Source organism: Corynebacterium sp. 335C (genome assembly GCF_053525695.1).
Genome location: NZ_JASTTB010000001.1, coordinates 402,538 through 425,494, shown reverse-complemented (window position 1 = coordinate 425,494; position 22,957 = coordinate 402,538). Strand labels below are relative to the sequence as shown.

Sequence of the window (22,957 nt, the reverse complement as noted above, 5' to 3'; positions counted from 1 at the left end):
CAGGTCACCGCCGCATGCGTGACGACGCCCCGGGCCGCGCCGCGCCCGCGCCGCCGCGCCGGCCCTGTCAGGGGGTAGTGTTGTCCCGGACGTCCGGCCGGTTCCCCGGCGCGGGCGGCCGACGGAACATGACCAGCGGATGCGGCGGGACCGGGACCCGGTGCCGCCGGGCAAAGGAGCAACGACGGTGAGCGACAACCAGGACGCCGGTACGCGCGACGGCTTCAAGCGCGTGATGCTGAAGCTGGGCGGCGAGATGTTCGGCGGCGGGGCCGTCGGCGTCGACCCCAACGTGGTGGAGAACGTCGCCCGGCAGATCGCCGAGGTCGCCCGCGACGGCGTCGAGGTGTGCGTCGTCATCGGCGGCGGCAACTTCTTCCGCGGCGCGCAGCTGCAGCAGCGCGGCATGGACCGGGCCCGATCGGACTACATGGGCATGCTCGGCACCGTGATGAACTGCCTGGCGCTGCAGGACTTCCTGGAGAAGGAGGGCGTGGAGACCCGCGTCCAGACCGCCATCGAGATGACGCAGGTCGCCGAGCCTTACCTCCCGCTGCGCGCGAAGCGCCACCTGGAGAAGGGCCGCGTCGTCATCTTCGGCGCCGGCATGGGCATGCCGTACTTCTCCACCGACACCACCGCCGCCCAGCGTGCCCTGGAGATCGGCTGCGACGTGCTGCTGATGGCCAAGGCCGTCGACGGCGTCTACGACGACGACCCGCGCGTCAACCCCGACGCCACCATGTTCGACGAGATCTCCCACCGCGAGTGCATCGAGCGCGGCCTGAAGGTCGCGGACGCCACCGCGTTCTCCCTGTGCATGGACAACAAGATGCCGATCCTGGTGTTCAACCTGCTCACCCAGGGCAACATCGCCCGCGCCGTCTCCGGCGAGCGCATCGGCACCCTGGTCCACACCTAGCCCCCTGCTGCCCGGAGCCCGCGCGCGACCCGCCGCGGGCGCCGCCGGGCCGCGCCCCGCGCCCGCGCCGACTACCCTTGCGGTTGACGGCGCGGGCGCGTGCGGAACGCGCACCCTGCGTGCCGGGCGCCCCGACGGCGGCGCCACCGCGCGGCGGCACCGCACGACCCCCGACAACCGACCACCGACAACGACGAAGAGGCGACGATGATCGACGAGACCCTGCTCGAGGCCGAGGAGAAGATGGCCAACTCCGTGGAGCACTGCCGCGAGGAGATGACCCACATCCGCACGGGCCGCGCGAACCCGGCCATGTTCAACGGGGTCATCGCCGAGTACTACGGCGTGCCCACCCCGATCACCCAGATGTCCACCATCTCGGTGCCGGAGCCGCGGATGCTGCTCATCAAGCCGTACGAGCCGTCCGTGATGGACGACATCGAGACGGCCATCCGCAACTCCGACCTGGGCGTCAACCCCACCAACGACGGCCACGTCCTGCGCGTCACCGTGCCGCAGCTGACGGAGGAGCGCCGCCGCGAGATGGTGAAGCTGGCGAAGTCGAAGGGCGAGGACGCCAAGATCGCCATCCGCAACATCCGCCGCAAGGGCATGGAGACCCTGCAGAAGATCCAGAAGGACGGCGACGCCGGCGAGGACGAGGTCCGCGCCTCCGAGAAGGAGCTGGACAACGTCACCCGCACCTACGTGGAGCAGGTCGACTCGCTGGTCGAGCGCAAGGAGAAGGAGCTCATGGAGGTGTAGCCTCCGCCGCCGCGGCCCCCGGGCCGCGGCGTCGCCCGTCCCGGCGGTCGCCGGGGCGACCACGCGTCCACGACGAGCGAAACGGAGCCCGAGGTGACCCAGCCGGAACGCGACAGAATCGTCCGCGAGATGAAGCTCCCGCGGCCCCGCAACTCCGCGGGCCGCGACGTTCCGGTGGCGATCGCCGTGGGCGTGGCGCTCGGCGCGCTGGCCGTCGCGGGCCTCTTCGTCGGCCCGGTGCTGTGGTACCCCGTCGTCGCGCTGGCGGCGGCGCTGGGGACGTGGGAGGTCGTGTCCCGGATGCGGGAGCATGACTGGCTGGTGCCCCGCACGGTGCTCATCATCGGCGGCCAGCTCATGATCTGGCTGACCATCCCGCTGGGGTCGCTGGGCCTGCTGACGGGCCTGGTGGCCAGCATGGTGCTGGCGCTCGGCCACCGCATGTTCTTCAACGGCATGGAGTTCCCCCGCAACTGGCTGCGCGACGCCTCCGTCGCGATGCTGGTGCTGCTGTGGATCCCGCTGAACGTGGCGTTCGCGGCGATGCTGTCGCTGGGCGGCCGCTACGAGGGCATCGACGGCCGCTGGTACATCGTGACGTTCATGCTCTGCGTCGTCGCCAACGACGTCGGCGGCTACGTCGCGGGCGTGTTCTTCGGCAAGCACCCGATGGCCCCGCAGATCAGCCCGAAGAAGTCCTGGGAGGGCTTCGCCGGCTCGGTGGTCCTCGGCGCCGCCGCCGGTGCGGCGTGTTCGGTGCTCATGCTCGACCGGAGCCTCGTGTTCGGCATCGCGCTGGGCGTGCTGCTGGTCATCGCCGCGACGTTCGGCGACCTGCTGGAGAGCCAGTTCAAGCGCGACCTGGGCATCAAGGACATGTCGGCGATGCTGCCGGGACACGGCGGCCTGATGGACCGCCTGGACGGCATGCTGCCGGCCGCGGCGGTGATGTGGGTGATGGTGTCGCTGGCGGAGGCCGTCGTCTGACGTCGCCGCGGACGCCGCGTCCCGCGCGCCGCGCCCGGCACGGCGAAGGGCCCGCCGTCCCCGTCGGGGGAGGGCGGGCCCTTCGCCGTGCGCGGCCGCAGGTCCTGGCGGAGGTCCTAGCGGCGGACCTGGCGGCGCAGCTGCATGATGCGGACGCCGCCGACGAGGCCCATCAGCAGGGCGCCGCCGATGGCGGCGAGCAGCATGCCGACGCCGAGCGGGAAGTTGAACGTCCATGCGAAGAGCGTCAGGGTGACGTTCTGCATGTTCTGCATGATGAAGGCCAGCAGGACGACCAGGATGATGGCGCCGACGATGAGGGCCACCCAGGTGCTGCCGGCGAAGCTGCCCTTCGCCTTGCGCGGGGCCTCCTCCTGGTGTCGGACGTCGGCGGCGCCCGTGGTGGCGGGGGCGAGGGCGGCGTCGTGGTCGGCACCAGCGAGGTCGGCGCGGGTCTCGGCGACGTTCGGGTCGCGGAACTGGTCGTTCGGGTTGGTCATGGGGCTTATTCAACCGCATTTCGGGCGCCGGCGGGAAGTCGGACGGGCGTGGTCCCCGCCATGCCCGCGCCGCGGTGCGGAACGGGTCACGGACGGGGCCCTCCGATTCGCCCCGGAGGGCCCCGACGTGGGACGATGGCAGGACCATGACCAAGGAACTGCCTCTCGTCTTCAAGGCCCCGCGCAGGGGCATGCCGGCCACCCACTTCGCCGATCTCGACGTCGACGCCCGCAAGGCCGCCGTCAAGGAGCTCGGCCTGCCCGCCTTCCGCGCCGACCAGATCGCCCGCCACTACTTCGGCAAGTTCGAGTCGGACCCGATGACCATGACGGACCTGCCCGCCGCGGCGCGGGAGAAGGTCAAGGAGGCGCTGTTCCCTCCGCTGCTGGAGCCGGTGCGCCACGTCACCGCCGACGACGGCGCGACGCGCAAGACGCTGTGGCGCGCCGGCGACGGCACGCTGCTGGAGTCGGTGCTGATGCGCTACGACGACCGCGCGACGCTGTGCATCTCCTCCCAGGCCGGCTGCGGCATGGCCTGCCCGTTCTGCGCGACGGGCCAGGGCGGCCTGCAGCGCAACCTGTCGACGGCGGAGATCGTCGACCAGGTGCGCGACGCCGCCGCGGCGATGCGCGACGGCCTGCTGCCGGGCGGCCCGGGCCGCCTGACGAACATCGTGTTCATGGGCATGGGCGAGCCGCTGGCCAACTACAAGCGGGTCGTCGCCGCGGTGCACCGCATCACGGATCCGGCGCCGGCGGGCTTCGGCATCTCCATGCGCAACGTCACCGTCTCCACGGTGGGCCTGGCCCCGGCGATCCGCCGCCTGGCGGACGAGGGCCTGTCGTGCACCCTCGCGGTGTCGCTGCACACGCCGGACGACGAGCTGCGCGACACGCTGGTGCCCATCAACAACCGCTTCTCCATCGACGAGGTGCTGGACGCGGCGAAGTACTACGCGGAGAAGTCGAACCGCCGCGTGTCCATCGAGTACGCGCTCATCCGCGACAAGAACGACCAGGACTGGCGTGCCGACCTGCTGGGCCGCCGCCTGCACCGCCGCCTGGGCTCCAAGGTGCACGTCAACGTCATCCCGCTGAACCCGACGCCGGGTTCGGAGTGGGACGCGGCGCCGAAGCGCCGGCAGGACGAGTTCGTCCGCCGCGTCGAGGCGCAGGGCGTGCCGTGCACGGTGCGCGACACCCGCGGCGACGAGATCTCCGCCGCGTGCGGCCAGCTCGCCGCGGAGGATCGGGAGCCCGCCGCCTGACGGCCCCCTCATGCGCGTGACGACGGCGCCCGCCCGGGATGTGCGGGCGCCGTCGTCGTGCGGGGACCGGGTGCGCGGTTCCCGCGCACGGGGCCGCGGGCGCACGGGGCGCGGGGGAGCGCGGCGCGGGGCGCGTCGTCACGCGAGGGGGCATGACGACGCCGGCGCCGCCTCCCGCGGGGGGAGACGGCGCCGGCGTCGGGGACGGGCCCTGCGGGGCCCGGACGGGCTAGTGGAGGGAGCCCTGCTCGCGATCGACCGGGGCCAGCGCGGCGGCGGCCTTCGGGTCGCGGTTCCAGCTGCGCAGCTGGGACTCGGTCAGGTTGGCGTAGGCGCCGGTGCCGTTGACCTGGTCCTGGCACCAGTTCGGCTCGACGTGGCCCAGCGGCTTGTTGCGCGCGGTGACCGTGCGGACCTGGGTGCCGCGCGGCTTCAGGGCGTAGAGGAGGATGCCGGCGAACATGATGACGCCCAGGACGATGAGCCAGATGTTCTCGACGTTGCCGTGGTGGTTGCCCCACAGCATGCACAGCATGAAGACGGTGGCGATGAGTCCGGTGCGGAGCACGGCGCCCTTGGAGAGGCCGTGCCAGCCCCACTTCGCCGACGGCTCGTCGAGCGTGCTCACGCCGTTGTAGAACTCTTCCTTCTGGTGGTGCTCGGCCACGATGTTCCTCCTGTCAGCCACGGTCGTCCGGGCTGCTCCGGCCCCCGTCGCACACGAGGAGGGGGCGGGCGGTCCCGTTAACCCGTATTTTGGCACACTCTCAGGTGAATTTGAGTATCGGGGGACAGGATACCCCAGTTGCAGGGGTGGCGGGAACGGCGCGCCGGACTCACGCGGGTCGTGTGCGGGGCGTTCCTCGCGGTCGGCGAGCGGCTGTGGCGCGGCTGCGGATCGGTCCCGGTGAGCACCCGGCGCGGTTCCGTCGCGGTTCCGGCGGCGCGTCCGGGACGCGGCGGCGGGGAGGTGGACCGCGCGGCGGGCGCCGTTATCCTGGGCGGGTGGATTTCATCGTCGGAGTAGCGCTGTTCGCGCTCGGCATCGCCGTGACCATCGCCCTGCACGAATGGGGGCACATGACGGCCGCCCGCATCTTCGGCATGCGCGTGCGCCGCTACTTCATCGGCTTCGGCCCGACCCTCTTCTCCTGGCGGCGCCGCCGCGCCGCCGCCGGCGGGCACGTCACCGAGTACGGCCTGAAGGCCGTGCCGCTCGGCGGCTTCTGCGACATCGCCGGCATGACCGCCCAGGACCCGGTCACCCCGGAGGAGGACCCCCACGCCATGTGGCGGCGCCCCTGGTGGCAGCGCGTCATCGTGCTCGCCGGCGGCGTGATGGTCAACATGCTGCTGGGCATCATGCTGCTCTACGTCGTCGCCGTGGCCTGGGGTCTGCCCGACATGGACGTCGACGAGACCCCGCGCGTCGCCTCCGTCTCCTGCGTGCCCGCCACCCAGAACCCGGACGGCACGCTGCCGGACTGCACGGGCGAGGGCCCCGCCGAGCGCGCCGGCATCCTGCCGGGCGACGTCATCCGCAGCGTCGACGGGGAGGAGACGGCGAACTTCGCCGACGTCACCTCCGCGGTGCGCGACTCCGGCGGCGGGCCGGTCGTCCTCGGCGTCGAGCGCGGCGGGGAGGCGCTGACCGTCGAGGTCGTGCCCGACATGGTGGAGCGGCGCGCCAACTCCGGGGCGCTGGCGGAGACGCCGGTGGTCGGCATGACCTTCGAGGTCCCCGAATACGGCACGGTGCAGTACGGCCCGCTGGAGGCGGTGCCCGCGACGTTCCGGTTCACCGGCTCCGTCCTCGGCGCCGTGTGGGACGGGCTGCTGGCCATCCCGGAGAAGATCCCCGGCGTCGTCGCCAGCGTCTTCGGCGCCGAGCGCGACCCCGAGTCGCCGATGAGCGTCGTCGGCGCCTCCCGCGCCGGCGGCGAGCTGGCGGAGCGGGACCTGTGGAACGTCTTCGTCATGATGCTGGCGAACCTCAACTTCTTCCTCGCCTTCTTCAACCTCGTGCCCCTGCCGCCGCTGGACGGCGGCCACATCGCCGTCGTGCTGTACGAGAAGGTGCGGGACCTGCTGCGCCGCGCCCGCGGCCTGCAGCCGGGCCCGCCGGCGGACTACCGCAAGCTCATGCCGGTGACGATGGGCTTCACCGTCGTCCTCCTGCTCTTCGGCGGGCTGGTCATCGCCGCCGACGTCGTCAACCCCATCCGCTTGTTCGGCTGACGCGGGGCCGCGGCCGGGCCCGTCGTCCCGCGCCGGAGGCCGGACCACGGGGAGCCCGGGCGCCGCGCGCCGGGGCCCACGCCGCGGCGGGTCCCGTCGTCACGCACCGCGGAACCCCGTGCCCCCGTCGCGGTTCCCGCAGGCCCGCCGTCCGCCGCGGACGCCCCGGGGGTATCGTGTCCGGCATGACCGCACGCGCACCGCTGACCCAGCAGAAGCCGACCCCCATCCGCACCGTGCCCGCCGACATCGAGCGGCCCGAGTACGCGTGGAAGGACTCCGTGCAGGAGAACGTCGGCGAGCCGCTGGTGCAGACCCCGGAGGTCATCGACGCCATGCGCCGCACCTCCCGCATCGCCGCCGACGCGCTGCAGGAGGCGGGCAAGGCGGTGGTGCCGGGCGCGACGACGGACGACGTCGACAAGGTCGCCCACGAGTACATGCTCGACCACGGCGCCTACCCCTCGACGCTCGGCTACCGCGGCTTCCCGAAGTCCTGCTGCGTCTCCCTCAACGAGATCATCTGCCACGGCATCCCGGACTCGCAGGTCATCGAGGAGGGCGACATCGTCAACATCGACGTCACCGCCTACAAGGAGGGCGTCCACGGCGACACCAACGCCACCTTCTTCGCCGGCGAGCCGTCGGAGGAGCACCGCCTGCTGGTGGAGCGCACCCACGAGGCGATGATGCGCGGCATCCGCGCCATCCGCCCGGGCCGCGAGGTCAACGTCATCGGCCGCGTCATCGAGGCCTACTGCCGCCGCTTCGGCTACAACGTCGTCCGCGACTTCACCGGCCACGGCGTCGGCCCGACGTTCCACAACGGCCTCGTCGTCCTGCACTACGACGAGCCGTCGCAGAAGACCCTCCTGGAGCCGGGCATGACCCTGACCGTCGAGCCGATGGTGAACCTCGGCGGCCTGGACTACGAGATCTGGGACAACGACTGGACCGTGCAGACCACCGACCGCAGGTGGACCGCGCAGTTCGAGCACACCATCGTCGTCACCGACGGCGGCTACGAGATCCTCACCCTCCCCTCCGAGGACTAGGCGGCGGTGGCGGCGACGGCGAAGGGGGCCGCGGGTCCGGCCCCCGCGGCGCTGGTCGCCGGCTGCACCTCCGACGCCGGCAAGTCCGTCCTGGTGGCGGGCATGTGCCGGCTGCTGGCCCGCCGCGGCGTGCGGGTGGCGCCGTTCAAGGCGCAGAACATGTCGAACAACTGCGCCGTCACGCCCGACGGCGGGGAGATCGGCCGCGCCCAGGCGCTCCAGGCGCTCGCGTGCGGGCTGGAGCCCCACGTCGACTTCAATCCGGTGCTGCTCAAGCCGGAGGCCGATCACGTCAGCCAGGTCGTCGTCCGCGGAGTCGCCGACGGGCGCGTCTCCGCGCTGACGTACCGCTCCCGCCGGCGAGCGCTGCGCGGGGTGGTCGCGGAGACGCTCGCCGATCTGCGGGGGCGGTACGACGTCGTCCTGTGCGAGGGCGCCGGCTCCCCGGCGGAGGTGAACCTCCGCGAGTCCGACATCGCCAACATGGGGCTGGCGGAGGCCGCCGACCTGCCGGTCATCGTCGCCGGCGACATCGACCGCGGGGGAGTGCTGGCGCACTTCGTCGGCACCCACGCCATCCTGTCGCCGGAGGACCGGGCGCGCATCACCGGCTTCGTGGTCAACAAGTTCCGCGGCGACGTCGGCCTGCTCACGCCGGGCCTCGACGTCGTCCGCGGGCACACGGGCGTGCCGGTGCTCGGCGTCGTGCCGTTCATCCGGGGTTTGTGGGTCGACGCGGAGGACTCCCTGGGCACCGAGGCCGGCGTGCGCGTCGGCCCCGCGACCCGGCCGCTCGGCTCCGACGTGCTGGCGGTGGCGGCGGTGCGGCTGCCGCGGGTGTCCAACGCGACCGACGTGGAGGCTCTGGCCTGCGAGCCGGGCGTGCGCGTGGAGTGGACCGACGACCCGGGCGCCGTCGCCCACGCCGACCTGGCGGTGGTGCCGGGATCGAAGTCGACGGTCCACGACCTGGGCTGGCTGAGGAAGACCGGCATCGCCGACGTGCTGGCGGACCGCGCCCGCCGCGACGCCCCCGTGCTGGGCATCTGCGGCGGCTTCCAGATGCTGTGCCGCACCATCGACGACCCGGTGGAGTCCGGCGCGGGGCCGGTGGCGGGCCTGGGGCTGCTCGACGCCGACATCGTCTTCGGGGAGGAGAAGATCCTCGCCCGCCACGGCGACGGGTCCTACGAGGTGCACAACGGCCGCGTCGCCCGCCAGGGCGACCCGACGTGGCCCCACGGGGAGGGTGCGGTGCGCGGCGCCGTCGCCGGCACCCACCGCCACGGCCTGCTGGAGTGCGACGACACCCGCCGGCGCTACCTCGCCGACGTCGCGGCTGCGGCCGGGCTGAGGGGCTTCCGCGTCAGCCCGGACACGTCCTTCGCCGCCGAGCGGTTGCGGCAGCTGGATCTCATCGCCGACGCGGTGGAGGAGCACCTCGCCGGCCCGGCGCTCGCCGCCGCGACCGGGATCGACGCGCTCGCGTAGCGGGGACACGGCGGGCACGACCTTTCCGGGGGTGATCCGCGATGCCCCCTCCGCGGTGCGCCGGACGCCCGCGGGACTCCCGACCTGCGGCGAAATCCGCCGGAAACATCGCCGCCACGCCGCCGTCACGTATCGCGCCACCAGGCGCCTTATCGATTCACCCCGTATTTGGTGATGGGAATAGCATTGAATCGTGCGGCGCCGACCCGGCGCCCCCCGCAGACGAACATGGAGGGCGGCGGAAGATGCGCACGCGCCACGTGCCCGCGAAGACCCGCCGCCTGACCGCCGCATCCGCGGCGGCCCTGGCGGCCCTGATGGCGATGGCCCCGGTGGCCGGGGCCCAGCCCGGGGGCGACGGCTCCGCGCCGCCCTCAGCGGGATCCGCGGCCGGATCCACGGACGTCCCCGGCTCCGCCGGCGGAGCGTTCGGCTCCTCCGGCGGCCGGTTCGACGACTCCACCGGCCACGTCACGGAGGGCCCCGTCTTCCCGGAGCTTGACTGGGCCAACGACGACTCCTGCGTCCCGTCCCCGGAGCACCCGCGCCCGGTTCTCCTGGTCCACGGCACGTGGTCGACCGCGGAGGAGATGGGCAACCTCGGCCGTGCGCTGAAGGAACGGGGCCACTGCGTCTGGGCCGCGACGCACGGCGCCGGAGACGCCTCCCTCGCCGGCATCTTCGGATCCGATGGGCTCGCCCCGATGGCCGAGGGGGCCCGCCAGGTCCACGAGGCCATCGAGCACGTCGCCGAACGCACCGACGCCGGGCGGGCGGCGGGGGAGATCGACATCGTCGGCCACTCCCTGGGCGGGGCCCTGATCCGGCTCGCGCTTCACGATCACGGCGACTACGTCCGCGCGGGCACCGTCGTCACGCTCGCGGGCACCAACCACGGCACGGACATGCTCAAGGCCGCCGAACTCGGCGTCAACGGCAACCCCGTCACGCGCGAGGTCGGCCGCCGTACGCTCGGCGCCGCGCCGATGGACCAGATCACCGACTCGCCGGCGGCGAAGCATCTCAACTCGCTGCCCGACACGATGCCGGGCGTCGACTACGTCGTCATGGTCACCGTCGACGACACGACGTCGTACCCGCCGCTCGCGTCCTTCCTGGAGGCCGGCCCCGGCGCCACGGTGCGCAACGTCGTCGTCGAGGACGTGTGCGCCGACCTGCCGCGGCCCTTCGACCACGTCGACATGCGCGACGCGCCCGTGATGGGCGGGCTCGTCGCCGACGCGCTCGCCGGCAGGGCTCCCGCCTGCCGGGCCTGACCCAGGGGGCGGACGCACGGCCGCGCGGGCCCGCGCCCGCACATGCCCCGTGCGCCGCGACGGCGGCATTCCGCGCCGCCGAACCCTTTTCCGTCGAAAACGTTCCGCGGCGGGCGATTCGGTGAATATTCTCCGTCTAAAGCAATCGGGCGGCGCCGGGGCGCCGGGAACGGAGGGACGACGGGGATGCGGAGCACGCGGGACGCGGTGCGGGCACGGAGGCGGGGGCGGGCGCCGGGTCGCGCCGGCCGGGGGAGGGCCCGCGTGGCCGCGGCCGCCGCGACGGCGGCGCTGACGCTTGCCGCGGCGGGGCAGGCCGGCGCCACGCCCTCCGGAGCGGGGGAGGAAGGCTCCGCCGCGGGGTCGTGGTCGTCCTCCGGCGACGCCGGCGGCGACGCCGCGTTCCCCGATCTCGGATGGGCCAACGACGACGCCTGCATCCCCTCCTCCGAGCACCCGCGCCCGGTGCTGCTCGTCCACGGCACGTGGTCGGAGGCGGAGGAGATGGAGCCGCTCGGCCGCGCGCTGACGGACCGCGGCTACTGCGTGTGGGCCATCACCTACGGCGGCGGCGACGCCTCGCTCGCCGGCGCGTTCGGCTCGACCGGCGTCGGCCCCGTCGAGGAATCGGCCCGCCAGCTGCACGGCGCCATCGACCACGTCGCGGAGGGCACCGCGGCGGGACGGGCGGCCGGGGAGGTGGACCTCGTCGGGCACTCCCAGGGCGGCGCCCTCATCCGCTTCGCGCTCCACGATCACGGCGACGCGGCGCGGACGGGCACCGTCGTCACGCTCGCGGGCACCAACCACGGCACCAACTGGATGGGGTTCGGCGGGGCCGGCTTCAACCGCAGCCCCGTCACCCGGGAGATCGGGACGCGCACGCTCGGCACCGCGCCGATGGACCAGCTCACCGACTCCGAGGCGACGCGCCGCCTCAACGCCATGCCCGACACGGAGCCCGGCGTCGACTACGTCGTCTTCGTCGCCGCCGGCGACATGACCTCGTACCCGCCGGAGGCGTCGTTCCTGGAAGCCGGGCCCGGCGCGACGGTGCGCAACCTCGTCGTCGACGAGCTGTGCGCGGGCGACGGGCGCGTCTTCCGGCACAACGACGTCCGCGATGACCCGGTGATGGGCGGCCTCGTCGACGACGCGCTGTCGGGCCGCGAGCCCGTCTGCCGCGCCTGACCCGGAGCGGGCCAGTGCACCCGCAGGGCCGGACCGACCCGGGGCGCCCTCAGAGCCCGGCGGACCGGTCCGGGCACGGGAACGGCCCCGGCGGACGGGCATCAGCCGGACCGCCGGGGCCCTCTCGGTGCGCGGCCGCGCGGGCGACCCGCGCCCCGCCTAGTCGAACTCGAGGCCGAGCAGCGCGTTCTCCACGACCTCCGGCAGCGCCGGGTGGATCCAGTACTGCTTCGTCGCCGCGTCGCGGCAGTCGATGCCGAACGCCATCATCTGGATGCACTGCTGCACCAGGGTCGCGGCCTGCGCGCCGATGAAGTGCGCGCCCAGCAGCTGGCCCGACTTCCGATCGGCGATGAGCTTCGCGAAGCCCGTCTCGTCCTCCAGCGCCCAGCCGTAGGCGACGTCGCCGATGTTCTGCACCTTCACCGTCACCTCGGTGCCGTTGGCGGCGGCCCACTCGCGGGCCTCCTCCTCGGTCATGCCGACCTGGCCGATCTGCGGGTGGGAGAAGATCGCCGACGGCACGTGGTCGTGATTGACCGTCTTGTACGCGTCCTCGCCCGCGTCGCCGCCGGCGCGGTGGGCGGCCAGCACGTTGTGGAACACGACGCGCGCCTCGTGGTTGGCCACGTGCTTCAGCTGGTGCGGGCTGGACACGTCGCCCAGCGCCCACACGCCCTCGGCCGAGGTGCGGCCGAACGCGTCGACCTTCACGCGGCCGTCGTCGTGCATCTCGACGCCGCCCTGCTCCAGGTCCATGAGGTCGCCGTTGGGGCGGCGGCCGGTGGCGACGAGGAACTCGTCGCCGTGGACCGTGGAGCCGTCGGAGAGCCTGGCGGTGATGCGGCCGCCGTCGTCCTGCGTCAGCTCCTCGATCTCGGCGTTGAGGTGGACGTCCCAGTTGCGGGAGACGACCTCGGTGAACCGGTCGGCGATGTCCGCGTCGCAGTGGCGGACCATCTTGCCGGAGCGGTTGACGACGTGGACGGTGGAGCCCAGCGCGGAGAAGACGTGCGCGAACTCGGAGGCGATGTAGCCGGCGCCGAGGATGATGAGCTCCCGCGGGAACTCCTCGACGCGCATGATGTCCTTGTTCGTCCGGTACCGGACGCCGGACTCCTCCACGAACGCCGGGACGTTGGTGTGGGAGCCCGCGGCGATGATGATCTGGTCGCCGGTGATGACCTTCTCCTCGCCGCCCTGGGCGGTGCGGATGGTGCGCGGGCCGGCGAAGGAGGCGTGGCCGTCGTAGACGTCGATGTTCGGCGTCTCGTCGCCGCGGCGGTACGCCTCGCCGCCGGCGGCGATCGGGTCGATGCGGCGGCCGAAGACGCGCTCCCGGATGGAGGCCCAGTCCACGGAGTCGAGGGTGGCGTGGACGCCCAGGCGGCGGGCCTCCTCCACGTTCGCCGCCGCGTCGGCGGCCAGCACGTACATCTTCGTCGGGATGCAGCCGACGTTGGTGCAGGTGCCGCCGAAGCGGTCCTCCTCCACGAGCGCGACGCGCACGTCGTCGTAGTCCGGTGCCGGGATGGAGTTGCCGGAGCCCGCGCCGATGATGATGACGTCGTAGTGCTCGCCGGTGGTCTGGGTCATGTCCTGCTCTGGCCTTCCGTTCGTTCGTTCCCGCGCCGCGGCGGGGTTCGGTCAGTCCGCGAGGCCCCGGAGGAAGTCCAGGGTCTCGCGCATCGCCAGGGCGCGTGCGTGCTCCTTCGACAGGTACACGTCGTGGCGTGCACCGGGGACGGTCACCGTCCGCGTCCTTCCACCGAGGCAACGCGCGCGGCGCTCGATGTGTTCCACGTTCAGCACCGCGTCCGCGGAATCCGTCGCCGCGGAGTACGGCTTGCCCAGCCACGAGCGGTCGGAGCGCAGCACCAGGTTCGGCACGCCGGTCTCCAGCCCCTTCGCCAGCGCGTCCTGCGCCCGCACGATGGCGGCCAGCCACGCGAACGGCATGGGGAAGCCCTTCAGCGGCTTGTGCTCCAGGTCGTAGTCCCACTCGCCGCGGCGGCTGCGGTGCAGCGACTCGCCGTAGCCGGCCAGCTCGTCGGCGGGCACGGTGCGCTCCGGCATGAGCCTGCCGACGAGCCGGGTCAGCGGCCGCGCCACGGGCAGCTTCCAGTCCGCCACCGGCAGCTCGAACCACGGGCTGTCGAACAGCGCGCCGGCCAGCAGGCCGTGGCGGGCCGGGTCGTTCGCGCGCTTGCGGTCCAGCCAGCCCGCGATGACCAGGCCGCCGGTGGAGTGGCCCGCGACGACGACGCGGTCGTGGCCCTCCGCCGCGACGAGGTCGAGCGCCGCGTCGAGGTCCGCGTCGTAGTGCGCCAGGTCGGTGACGAAGTGGCGGCGCTGGCCCGGCCGGTGGGAGCGGCCGCACTTGCGCAGGTCCAGGGCGTAGAACGCCCAGCCGGCGGCGTCGATGTCGCGCGCCAGGTGGTCCTGGAAGAAGTAGTCGGACAGGCCGTGGACCCACAGGACGGCGGGGCGGCCGGAGCGGGAGGCGTCGTCACGCGCCTCCGCGGCGCCCGCATCGGCCGAACCCTCGCGCGCACCCGGGCCCGCGCCCTCCCCGGGAACCCCCGCGGGGGATGCGCCCGCGCCGGCGGCGGCCGCCGGACCGGACCCGTCCGGGGCGGGGGCGGCGGCGGGGTGGGAGGGGTCGTAGCGGACGACGGTGACGGCCACGTCCGTCTCCCCGTCGGGGTCCCGGCCCAGGTCACGGGTGGCGGCGATGAACCCGGGGAGGACGTCGCCGGTCCACGCGGGGTGATCGGCGGGGGTAACTTCGCTGGTCGAATCATTGTTCACGTCAACCACACTAGCGGCCCTCGATTAGGGGTTCGGGGGCACTGTGACACAATGGAGGGGTATCACTGAAGAGAAGCCCCGGGCGCCGCCGCACGCGTCGCCCGTTCACCCACACGTGAAGGATGTTGACTGCAGTGTCTGAAAACAAGCTTCCCGCCAAGGTCGGAGACGACGTCGACGTCGTCCTCATCGGTGGCGGCGTCATCAGCGCGACCCTCGGCGTGCTGCTGAACCAGCTCGAGCCGGAGTGGACGCAGGTCGTCTTCGAGCGCCTGGATCAGCCGGCCGAGGAGTCCTCCTCCCCGTGGAACAACGCCGGCACCGGCCACTCCGCGCTGTGCGAGCTGAACTACACGCCGGAGAAGAACGGCAAGGTCGACATCACCAAGGCCTCCAAGATCAACGAGCAGTTCCAGGTCTCCCGCCAGTTCTGGACCTCCCTCGTCGACGACGGCGTGCTCACCGACCCGAAGGGCTTCATCAACCCGGTCGACCACACGGCCTTCGCCCAGGGCGAGGACCAGATGCGCTTCATGCGCAACCGCTACGAGGCGCTGAACGAGAACCCGCTGTTCTTCGGCCAGGAGCTCATCGAGGACCACGACAAGTTCGCCGAGTACCTGCCGGTGATGGCCGAGGGCCGCGACTTCTCCACCCCGGTCTCCGTCATCCGCAACCCCAACGGCACCGACGTCAACTACGGCTCGCTGACCAAGCAGTACCTGTCCGCGCTGTCCGATCGCGGCACCGAGATCCGCTACGGCCACGAGGTCAAGGACATCACCCGCGACGGCGCCAAGTGGGTCGTCACCGTGAAGAACGTCCACTCCGGCGACGTCCGCAAGGTCCGCGCCAACTTCGTGTTCGTCGGCGCCGGCGGCAACGCCCTGCCGCTGCTGCAGAAGTCCGGCATCCCGGAGATCCGCGGCTTCGGCGGCTTCCCGGTGTCCGGCCAGTGGCTGCGCTGCACCAACGAGGAGCTCATCGAGCAGCACGCGGCGAAGGTCTACGGCAAGGCGTCCGTCGGCACCCCGCCGATGTCCGTGCCGCACCTGGACACCCGCGTCATCGACGGCAAGAAGGGCCTGCTGTTCGGCCCCTACGCCGGCTGGAACACCAAGTACCTGAAGACCGGCTCCTACCTGGACATGTTCAAGTCCCTCCGCCCGGGCAACGTGTTCACCATGGCGGGCGCGGGCCTGCAGGAGATGGGCCTGACCAAGTACCTCATCACCGAGGTCATGAAGGACTTCGACGCCCGCGTCGAGTCCCTGCGCGACTACGTCCCGACCGCGAAGAACGAGGACTGGGAGCTCATCGTCGCCGGCCAGCGCGTCCAGGTCATCGCTCCGGCTAAGGCCCCGAAGTTCGGCACCCTGGAGTTCGGCACCGCCGTCATCAACGCCTCCGACGGCTCCATCGCCGGCCTGATGGGCGCCTCCCCGGGCGCCTCCATCGCCCCGGCGGTCATGATCGACCTGCTGGAGCGCTGCTTCGGCAAGAAGATGCCGGCGTGGGCGCCGAAGCTCAAGGAGCTCGTGCCGTCCTACGGCCGCGTCCTCGCCGACGACGAGGCGCTGTTCAAGAAGGTGTGGGACGAGTCCCAGAAGGCGCTGCTGCTGGATCGCTAGTACGCATCGAGGGCTTGCTCTTCCCGGGGCCGGCCGCCGCGACATCGCTCGCGGCGGCCGGCCCCGGCCCCTTTTCCGCGGCTGCGCGGGCGGCGCGTTGCGACGGCGCCCGCCGCGGCGGCCCGGGCGTCGGGTAATAGTGGGGTCATGAGCATGGAGACCAGCCGCACCGCGCCCCCGGACTACCCGTTCACGGCGGTGGTGGGGCAGGACCGGCTGCGGCTGGCGCTGGTGCTGTCGGCGGTGTCGCCGGCCATCGGCGGCGTCGTCGTGCGGGGAGAGAAGGGCACGGCGAAGACCACGACGGTCCGCGCCCTGGCCCCGCACCTCGACGGGAGGCTGGTGGACCTGCCGCTGGGCGCCACCGAGGACCGCGTCGTCGGCTCCATCGACGTGGAGGCGGTGCTGACGACGGGCCGGGCCCGCTACGTCCCCGGCCTGCTGTCGGCGGCCGACGGCGGCATCCTCTACGTCGACGAGGTGAACCTGCTGCCGGACCACCTGGTGGACGTGCTCCTGGACGCCGCGGCGACGGGCCGCATCGTCGTCGAGCGCGACGGCGTCTCCCACGTGGAGGACACGCGCTTCGTGCTCGTCGGCACGATGAACCCGGAGGAGGGGGAGCTGCGCCCGCAGCTGCTCGACCGCTTCGGCCTCGCCGTCGACGTCGCCGCCTCCCGCGAGCCCGCCGTGCGCGCCGAGATCCTGCGCCGCCGCCTGGCGTACGAGGACAACCCGCGGGCGTTCCACGGCCGCTGGGCCGACGAGGAGGAGGCGCTGCGCGCCCGGCTCACCCGGGCCCGCGCCCGCCTGGCGGACATCCCGCTCGACGACGTGGCGCTCGGCCGCATCGCCGCGGTGTGCGCGGAGTTCGACGTCGACGGCATGCGCGCGGACCTGGTCATCGCCCGCACCGCCCGGGCGCACGCCGCGTGGCGCCTGGCCGGCGGCGACGGCGGCCCGGCGCACATCACCGACGACGACATCCGCGTCGCCGCGGAGCTGGCGCTGCCGCACCGGCGCCGCCGCGATCCGTTCGACGAGCCGGGCCTGGACGAGCAGCGTCTCGACGACGCGATGGACCGGGCCCGCGACGAGGTGCCGGACGACCGGCCGGAGGAGCCGGAGCCGCCGCAGGAGCAGCAGGAGCCGCCGGCGCCGGAGGGCGCGGGCGTGGACGACGCTCCGGAGCCGCCGCGGCCGGGGGAGCCGGAGCCGCCGGAGGGCCCGGAGGAGAGCGACGACGCCCCCGCGGGCGGGACGGGAGGTCGCGCCGCCGAAGGCGCCCCCTTTCCGCGTCCGTGAGCTGACGCTGCCCGGGGCCGGCGACGGCTCCGTCGGCGGCCGCCGGTCGAAGGCGCTCGGCGCCCGCGGCTCCACGGTCCGGGCCCTGGCGCGCACCGAGGGCGGTCACGGCCTGCACGTGCCCGGCACCGTCGTCGCCGCCGCCGAACGCGGCGCGCGCCTCGGCGGCCCCGGCGAGGTCGTCGAGCTCACCGCCGCGGACCTGCGCGGCGCGGTGCGCCAGGGCACGGAGTCGAACCTCATCGTCTTCCTCGTCGACGCCTCCGGCTCCATGGCCGCGCGCGATCGGCTCTCCGCCGTCACCGGGGCGGTGTCCTCGCTGCTGCGGGACGCCTACCAGCGGCGCGACAAGGTCGCCGTCGTCACGTTCCGCGGCGACGGCGCGGAGGTCGCGCTGCCGCCGACGCGCTCCACCGACGCCGCGGCCCGCCGGCTGGCGGACCTGCGCACCGGCGGCCGCACGCCGCTGGCGGAGGGGCTGGCGGAGGCGACGCGCATCCTCGAGCGGGAGCGGCGCCGCGAGCCGGGGCGCCGCGCGCTGCTGGTCGTGCTGTCCGACGGCCGCGCCACCGGCCGCGACGGTCTGGAGCGGGCGCGCGCCGCCGCCGGTGCGCTGCGCCGGCGCAACCTCGCCGGCGCCGTCGTCGTCGACTGCGAGTCCGGGCGCATCCGGCTGGGGCTCGCCGCCGAGCTGGCGCGGGGCCTGGGCGGGCCGTGCGTCCGGCTCGACGCCCTCGACGCCGACGCCGTCGCCGGCGTCGTCCACGCGGGGCTCTAGGGCGGGGGTCAGCCCCGGCGCATCGGCACGTGCGGCACCGTGCCCTCGAGGTGGACGTCGCCGTCGCGGACGAACCCGAAGCCCCCGTACCAGGACTCCAGGTGCTCCTGGGCGTCGAGGACGAAGGGGCCGTCGGCAAGCGACAGCGCCTCCTCGACGAGCGCCGCGCCCACGCCCGCCGACCGGTGATCGGCGGCGACGCACACGCGGCCGATGCGCACGGCATCCCGCCCGTCGGCGGTCTCGCCCGGAAGCACCCGGGCGACGCCGACGAGGAGGGGCGCGCCGTCGGCGTCGTCGGCGTAGGCCCGCAGGTGCACCGTCGACGGGTCGGCGTCGGCGTCGTCGATCTCCGGCCAGGTCTCCGCCTGCTCGACGACGAAGACGTCGACGCGCAGCTTGTAGACGTCGTGGACCTCGAGCGCGGACATGGCCTCCAGCGGGGCAGCGACGATGGCGCCCTCGAAACGGTGGGGTACGGTCATGGCGCCCAGGGTAGCGCCCGGCCCGGCTACCCTGGAGGGCCACGCCCCAGCCCGCCCGCGACACCCCGAGGAGGACCCATGCCCCAGGGCAAGGTCGACCCCAGCGCCATCCCCGACGACGGACTGACCACGCGCCAGCGCCGCATGCTGCCCATCACCGCGGTCCACACCGGCATCGGCAAGGGCAAGTCCACGGCCGCCTTCGGCCTGGCGCTGCGGGCCTGGAACCAGGGCATGGACATCGGGGTCTTCCAGTTCGTGAAGTCCGCCAAGTGGCGGGTCGGGGAGGAGGCGGTGTTCCGCCGCCTCGGCGCCCTCCACGAGGAGACGGGCGAGGGCGGCCCCGTCGAATGGCACAAGATGGGCGAGGGCTGGTCCTGGTCCCGCAAGCGCGGCACGGAGCAGGACCACGCCCGCGACGCCGCCGAGGGCTGGGAGGAGATCAAGCGCCGCCTCGCCGAGGAGCGCCACGACCTCTACGTCCTCGACGAGTTCACCTACCCCGTGAAGTGGGGCTGGATCGACGTCGACGACGTCGTGGAGACGCTGCGCACCCGCCCGGGCCGCCAGCACGTCGTCATGACCGGCCGCGACGCCGATCCGAAGCTCGTCGAGGTCGCCGACCTGGTCACCGAGATGGCCAAGATCAAGCACCCGATGGACGCCGGCCGCAAGGGCCAGAAGGGCATCGAGTGGTGACCGGCCCGGCCGCCTCGGCGATCGTCATCGGCGGCGCCGGGTCGGGCACGGGCAAGACGACGCTGGCCACCGGCATCATGGCCGCGCTGGCCCGCCGCATGGAGGTCGCCCCCTTCAAGGTCGGCCCCGACTACATCGACCCCGGCTACCACGGCGTCGCCGCGGGTCGGCCTGGCCGCAACCTCGACTCCGTCATGTGCGGCCGCGACCTCGTCGGGCCGCTGTACGCCCACGGCTCCGCCGGCTGCGACATCGGCGTCGTCGAGGGCGTGATGGGGCTCTACGACGGCCGCATCGGCGGCGACCCGCTCGCCGCCGCCGGCTCCACCGCCGAGATCGCCGGGCTGCTCGGCGCGCCCGTCGTCCTGGTCGTCGACGCCCGCCACATGAGCCAGTCCGTCGCGGCGCTCGTGCACGGCTTCGCGACGCTCGACGACGGCGTCCGCGTCGCCGGCGCCATCGTCAACCACGTCGGCTCCGCCCGCCACGCGCAGGTGTGCCGGGACGCCGTGGAGGCCGTCGGCGTGCCGGTGCTCGGCGAGGTGCCGCGCGTCGACGACATCGCCGTTCCCTCGCGCCACCTGGGCCTCGTCACCGCCGAGGAGCACGGCGGGGCGGCGGCCGTCGTCGGCGCGATGGCCGACCTGGTGGAGCGGCACGTGGACCTGGAGGGCCTGCTGTCGCTGGCGGCCCGGCCCCGGCCGTGCGAGCCGTGGGACCCGGCCGCGGCGATGGGCGCGGCCGAGGGGGCCGGCGGAACCGGCGGGGCGCGGACCGCCGCCTCCGACGCCGGCGCTTCCGCCGCAGGTGGCGCGGGACGCCGCCCGCGCATCGCCGTGGCCTCCGGCGCCGCCTTCACGTTCGCCTACGCGGAGCACGCGGAGATGCTGGCGGCCGGCGGGGCCGACGTCGTCACGTTCGACCCGCTGACCGACGACCTGCCGGACCTCGACGGCCTCGTCGTGCCCGGCGGCTTCCCGGAGGAGCACGCGGCGGCTCTCGCCGCCAGGGCGGACCTCGCCGCGGCGGTGCGGGAGGCCGTCGCCGGCGGCGCCGTCGTCCACGGCGAGTGCGCCGGCCTGCTGTGGCTGCTGGAGGAGCTCGACGGCCACCGCATGTGCGGCGTCGTCCCCGGCGCCGGCGCCATGACCGGGCGGCTGACGCTCGGCTACCGGGAGGCGGTGGCCCTCGGCGACTCCGCCATCGCGCCGGCCGGGCTGCGGGTGACGGGCCACGAGTTCCACCGCACCCGCCTCGACGCCGCCCGCATGGACGCCGCCCGCGCGGCGGGCTGGACCCCCGCCTGGGGCTGGAGGGACTGGCGGGGCGAGCCCGCGACGGAGGGGCTGACGTCCCCCGACGGCCGCGTCCATGCCTCCTACCTGCACCTCCACCCGGCCGGGGCGCCCGAGGTCGTGCGCCGTTTCCTGGAGGCCGCCCGGGCGCGGTGAGCGATGCGCGCGGAACTAGAATCATCGGCATGACCCTGCTGCTGAAGGACCGCGACGTGCTCATCGTCGGCGGCTCGACCCTCGCCGAGCGCGTCATCCCCGGCTACGTCCGGGCCGGCGCCCGCGTGACCGTGTGCGAGGGCGAGGAGCCGGTGGCCGAGGACGGCGCCCGCATCACCACCACCATCGGCGCCTGGGCGGACGAGGGGCGCGTGACCCTGCACCGCACCCACTTCACCCCGGCGATGCTGTGGGGCAAGGCCCTGGTCGTGGTGTGCGACCCGTCGCTGCTGCGCGACGTGACGGTCCATTCGGCGCGCCACGGCGTGCTGGTCGACGACGCCACCGGCGGCGAGGCCGTCGAGGCCGCGCGGCTCACGGGACGCCGCGCCTCCCGCGCCGGAGAGCTCGCGGGCACGGTCGCCCTCGTCGGCGGCGGCCCCGGCGACCCGGGCCTCATCACGGTGGAGGGCCGGCGCCTGCTGCGCCTGGCCGACGTCGTCGTCGCCGACCACCTCGGACCGCTGTCGCTGCTGGGGGAGCTCGACCCCGACGTCGAGATCATCGACGCCGCCAAGCTGCCCTACGGCCGGGCGATGGCGCAGGAGCGCATCAACGACCTGCTGGTCCACCGCGCCGGCCAGGGCCTCTTCGTCGTCCGCCTCAAGGGCGGCGACCCGTACCTGTTCGGCCGCGGCTTCGAGGAGATGACGGCGCTGCGCGAGGCCGGCATCGAGGTCGTCGAGGTCCCGGGCATCACCTCCGCCATCGCGGTGCCGGCCTCCGCGGGCATCCCGGTGACCCACCGCGGCGTCACCCACGATCTGACCATCGTCTCCGGCCACGTCCCGCCGGGCCACGCGAAATCTCTGGTGGAGTGGGACGCCGTGGCGAAGCTGCGCGGCACGCTGGTGGTCATCATGGGCGTGAAGAACGGCCCGGCCATCGCCGACGCCCTCATCGCCGGTGGCCGCGCAGGCGACACCCCCGCCGCCGTGGTGCAGGAGGGCACCACGACCCGCCAGCGCGCCTTCCGCTGCACGCTGGCGACGCTCGGCTCCACGCTCATCGACAACGAGGTCAAGCCGCCGGCGGTCCTCGTCGTCGGCGACGTCGCCGGCGATCTGCCGGGGGCGTGACGACGGCTCCCCGCCCGGCGCCGACGGCGCCCGCGGCCGCGGTTCCCCCGCGGCGGCGGGCGCCGTCGTCACGCGGGGGACGGTGACGCGGGCGGGCGCGCGGGACGTGCGAATCCGCGCGACCCGGGCGCGCACCCCAGGTCACGGGTCCTCGGCCGCGCGTCCCTCAGTCGCGCACCGTGACGACCAGCAGGGGAGCGCGCCCCGAGTCGTCGACGCGGGCGTCGAGCCCGGCGTCGCGGGCGACGGCGGCGGCGCCCTCCGCATCCGTGACCTCGGCGCCGTCGGCGGCGGCCAGGGCGAGCGCGCGGGCGAGCAGGCCCTTGTGGTGCTTGTTGAAGTGGGAGACGACCTTGCCGTCGGCGGTCTCGACGCGGCACGTCACCGCGCCCGGCACCTTGCCCAGGTTCATGTACGCGCCGGAGCGCAGGTCCACGATGAACTCGCCGGTCGCCTCGAGCGCCTCCGTGATGGCCTTCCCCCAGCGGGCGCGCATCGTCGGCGCGGCGCCGCCGGACCCGGCCTCCGGCAGCTTCACGGTGCCGGACAGGCGGTAGCGGGGGATGGGGTCCTCGGCGCCGACGACGCCGAACAGCGCCGAGCCGACCGCGAGATGCGCGCGGGCCGCCGGCGGCAGCGTCGGGGCGTCGAGCGCGTCGAACAGCACCCCGGTGTAGCGATCCAGCGCCGGGGCGGTGGGCGAGGACATCAGGTCCGCGTCCGCGGCGACCTCCGCCGCCAGCTTCGGGCCCAGCCCCAGCACCTCCCGCGCCGCGTCCGCGTCCCCCGAGGCCAGGGCCGTCAGATCGGCGGCGATCGACTCCCGCACGGGGGTCAGCGACGGGAACGACAGGGCGGCGAGGTCCAGGGGCGCGCCGTCGCCGCCGGAGGACTTCGTCTCGGACGGGGGAAGCAGGATCAGCATGCCCCGAATCCTAACGGCGGGCGCCGCGGGGCAACC

21 protein-coding genes are annotated in these 22,957 nt (G+C 73.9%); 15 read left to right on the top strand and 6 right to left on the bottom strand.

The window, feature by feature from the left end:
* Positions 1 to 235 precede the first annotated feature (235 nt).
* The 3 genes from pyrH (at position 236) to QQS41_RS01855 (ending at position 2,674) form a co-directional block, all read left to right on the top strand.
* On the top strand, positions 236 to 922 hold the full coding sequence (pyrH, locus tag QQS41_RS01865) for a UMP kinase (protein WP_448851939.1): 687 nt from the start codon (positions 236 to 238) through the stop codon (positions 920 to 922).
* A 207-nt stretch (positions 923 to 1,129) separates the two neighbouring features.
* Entirely contained in the window at positions 1,130 to 1,687 is a 558-nt protein-coding gene (frr, locus tag QQS41_RS01860; protein ID WP_448850999.1) for a ribosome recycling factor, read from the top strand.
* A 93-nt stretch (positions 1,688 to 1,780) separates the two neighbouring features.
* Complete coding sequence (locus QQS41_RS01855) at positions 1,781 to 2,674, top strand: phosphatidate cytidylyltransferase (protein WP_448850998.1); 894 nt, start codon at positions 1,781 to 1,783, stop codon at positions 2,672 to 2,674.
* 116 nt (positions 2,675 to 2,790) lie between these two features.
* Here the strand turns inward: QQS41_RS01855 and QQS41_RS01850 are convergent, their stop codons facing one another.
* Entirely contained in the window at positions 2,791 to 3,174 is a 384-nt protein-coding gene (locus tag QQS41_RS01850) for a LapA family protein (protein WP_448850997.1), read from the bottom strand.
* Between the two features lie 146 nt (positions 3,175 to 3,320).
* On the opposite strand from QQS41_RS01850, the gene rlmN reads away from it, so the two are divergent.
* Positions 3,321 to 4,445 carry a 23S rRNA (adenine(2503)-C(2))-methyltransferase RlmN gene (rlmN, locus tag QQS41_RS01845; RefSeq protein ID WP_448850996.1) on the top strand — a complete coding sequence of 375 codons (1,125 nt, stop codon included), beginning with the start codon at positions 3,321 to 3,323 and terminating at the stop codon, positions 4,443 to 4,445.
* Between the two features lie 229 nt (positions 4,446 to 4,674).
* Here rlmN and QQS41_RS01840 read toward each other — a convergent pair whose 3' ends face one another.
* Positions 4,675 to 5,133, bottom strand: a complete 459-nt coding sequence (locus QQS41_RS01840) for a DUF2631 domain-containing protein (RefSeq protein WP_448850995.1) — start codon at positions 5,131 to 5,133, stop codon at positions 4,675 to 4,677.
* Positions 5,134 to 5,450: 317 nt separating this feature from the next.
* On the opposite strand from QQS41_RS01840, the gene QQS41_RS01835 reads away from it, so the two are divergent.
* The 5 genes from QQS41_RS01835 (at position 5,451) to QQS41_RS01815 (ending at position 11,697) form a co-directional block, all read left to right on the top strand.
* Complete coding sequence (locus tag QQS41_RS01835) at positions 5,451 to 6,683, top strand: M50 family metallopeptidase (RefSeq protein WP_448850994.1); 1,233 nt, start codon at positions 5,451 to 5,453, stop codon at positions 6,681 to 6,683.
* Between the two features lie 185 nt (positions 6,684 to 6,868).
* Positions 6,869 to 7,738: a type I methionyl aminopeptidase gene (map, locus tag QQS41_RS01830; protein WP_448850993.1), complete on the top strand. Its 870-nt coding sequence runs from the start codon at positions 6,869 to 6,871 to the stop codon at positions 7,736 to 7,738.
* A gap of 6 nt (positions 7,739 to 7,744) precedes the next feature.
* Complete coding sequence (locus QQS41_RS01825; RefSeq protein ID WP_448850992.1) at positions 7,745 to 9,229, top strand: cobyric acid synthase; 1,485 nt, start codon at positions 7,745 to 7,747, stop codon at positions 9,227 to 9,229.
* A 260-nt stretch (positions 9,230 to 9,489) separates the two neighbouring features.
* Positions 9,490 to 10,506, top strand: a complete 1,017-nt coding sequence (locus QQS41_RS01820) for an esterase/lipase family protein (protein WP_448850990.1) — start codon at positions 9,490 to 9,492, stop codon at positions 10,504 to 10,506.
* A 264-nt stretch (positions 10,507 to 10,770) separates the two neighbouring features.
* Positions 10,771 to 11,697, top strand: a complete 927-nt coding sequence (locus QQS41_RS01815) for an esterase/lipase family protein (RefSeq protein ID WP_448850989.1) — start codon at positions 10,771 to 10,773, stop codon at positions 11,695 to 11,697.
* 159 nt (positions 11,698 to 11,856) lie between these two features.
* On the opposite strand, the gene mtr is transcribed toward QQS41_RS01815, so the two are convergent.
* Both mtr and QQS41_RS01805 read right to left on the bottom strand, forming a co-directional pair.
* Positions 11,857 to 13,293 carry a mycothione reductase gene (gene mtr, locus QQS41_RS01810; protein ID WP_448850988.1) on the bottom strand — a complete coding sequence of 479 codons (1,437 nt, stop codon included), beginning with the start codon at positions 13,291 to 13,293 and terminating at the stop codon, positions 11,857 to 11,859.
* Positions 13,294 to 13,344: 51 nt separating this feature from the next.
* Positions 13,345 to 14,508 carry an alpha/beta hydrolase gene (locus tag QQS41_RS01805; RefSeq protein WP_448850987.1) on the bottom strand — a complete coding sequence of 388 codons (1,164 nt, stop codon included), beginning with the start codon at positions 14,506 to 14,508 and terminating at the stop codon, positions 13,345 to 13,347.
* Positions 14,509 to 14,642: 134 nt separating this feature from the next.
* On the opposite strand from QQS41_RS01805, the gene mqo reads away from it, so the two are divergent.
* The 3 genes from mqo to QQS41_RS01790 all read left to right on the top strand — a co-directional run bounded on the left by mqo (position 14,643) and on the right by QQS41_RS01790 (position 18,222).
* Positions 14,643 to 16,139, top strand: a complete 1,497-nt coding sequence (mqo, locus tag QQS41_RS01800) for a malate dehydrogenase (quinone) (RefSeq protein ID WP_448850986.1) — start codon at positions 14,643 to 14,645, stop codon at positions 16,137 to 16,139.
* A gap of 153 nt (positions 16,140 to 16,292) precedes the next feature.
* A complete protein-coding gene (locus QQS41_RS01795) occupies positions 16,293 to 17,444 on the top strand; it encodes an ATP-binding protein (RefSeq protein WP_448851938.1) in 1,152 nt (383 codons plus the stop codon).
* Between the two features lie 118 nt (positions 17,445 to 17,562).
* A complete protein-coding gene (locus tag QQS41_RS01790; RefSeq protein WP_448850985.1) occupies positions 17,563 to 18,222 on the top strand; it encodes a vWA domain-containing protein in 660 nt (219 codons plus the stop codon).
* A gap of 8 nt (positions 18,223 to 18,230) precedes the next feature.
* Here QQS41_RS01790 and QQS41_RS01785 read toward each other — a convergent pair whose 3' ends face one another.
* Positions 18,231 to 18,707 (bottom strand): GNAT family N-acetyltransferase, encoded by a 477-nt coding sequence (locus QQS41_RS01785; RefSeq protein WP_448850984.1) that lies wholly within the window; start codon positions 18,705 to 18,707, stop codon positions 18,231 to 18,233.
* Positions 18,708 to 18,785: 78 nt separating this feature from the next.
* On the opposite strand from QQS41_RS01785, the gene cobO reads away from it, so the two are divergent.
* From cobO to cobA, 3 genes are read left to right on the top strand one after another with little or no spacing between them, the layout of a single operon-like run.
* Positions 18,786 to 19,406 (top strand): cob(I)yrinic acid a,c-diamide adenosyltransferase, encoded by a 621-nt coding sequence (gene cobO / locus QQS41_RS01780; RefSeq protein WP_448850983.1) that lies wholly within the window; start codon positions 18,786 to 18,788, stop codon positions 19,404 to 19,406.
* Complete coding sequence (locus QQS41_RS01775) at positions 19,400 to 20,857, top strand: cobyrinate a,c-diamide synthase (protein ID WP_448850982.1); 1,458 nt, start codon at positions 19,400 to 19,402, stop codon at positions 20,855 to 20,857. The genes cobO and QQS41_RS01775 overlap by 7 nt, the downstream gene beginning before the upstream one ends.
* 29 nt (positions 20,858 to 20,886) lie before the next feature.
* Positions 20,887 to 21,996, top strand: coding sequence for a uroporphyrinogen-III C-methyltransferase (gene cobA / locus QQS41_RS01770; protein WP_448850981.1), 1,110 nt, complete (start codon positions 20,887 to 20,889; stop codon positions 21,994 to 21,996).
* A 166-nt stretch (positions 21,997 to 22,162) separates the two neighbouring features.
* Here the strand turns inward: cobA and QQS41_RS01765 are convergent, their stop codons facing one another.
* A complete protein-coding gene (locus QQS41_RS01765) occupies positions 22,163 to 22,921 on the bottom strand; it encodes a YaaA family protein (RefSeq protein WP_448850980.1) in 759 nt (252 codons plus the stop codon).
* Between the last annotated feature and the right edge of the window lie 36 nt (positions 22,922 to 22,957).